This window comes from Olavius algarvensis spirochete endosymbiont (assembly GCA_900608495.1).
Lineage (GTDB): Bacteria > Spirochaetota > Spirochaetia > DSM-2461 > DSM-2461 > UBA2779.
Map to the genome: position 1 here is coordinate 1 of UWYT01000060.1, position 518 is coordinate 518.

Annotated in this window: 1 protein-coding gene; it reads right to left on the minus strand. The window is 44.2% G+C overall.

The features are described from left to right. Positions 1–302: 302 nt before the first annotated feature. The coding region (locus tag S1OALGB6SA_RS10505) for a hypothetical protein (protein ID WP_230204343.1) at positions 303–518 on the minus strand (216 nt) is incomplete at its 5' end.

A 518-nucleotide genomic window follows, 5' to 3' on the forward strand; every position in this document is an offset into this window, starting at 1 on the left:
ATCAAGGTTGTATCTCTTTTGCTAAGAATAGCTTTCAAAGTCGCATCATCCATATTTTCACTCCAAGCGGAATAAATTATCATAAGCATAACGCAGCAAAACAGCACACGTTTTCTAATCATTTTGTTGTTCCTCCTTTCATTTTCATTTTGTAGTCCTCTTATTTGAAGTCGATCCCTGAGTCCCAACTGGCCCATGACTATCGAGACAATCTCTACGCTGAGGCTCACCAAGTTCCTTAGCAATCGAAGTCTCAGTATATCTTAGATTTTCGTTCTCAACTCCTAATACTTACTTGTCGATCATGAAAATCTAGACCTCCAGCCTCCCTCAAGGCTTGGGGGCTCGGGGATGCCCTCACCTGGACTGGCTGCCTCCAGATTCTTGATGGAGTTCAAATCAAACTCAACAGACTCAGGCCCTTGAGGCAGCGTCAAGGTTGAATTGATCATATCGGTGAAAAGAGTGCTCAGGCTGTGAACTACTCCACGCTCCTCATCTATGCCAATACGCTCAAG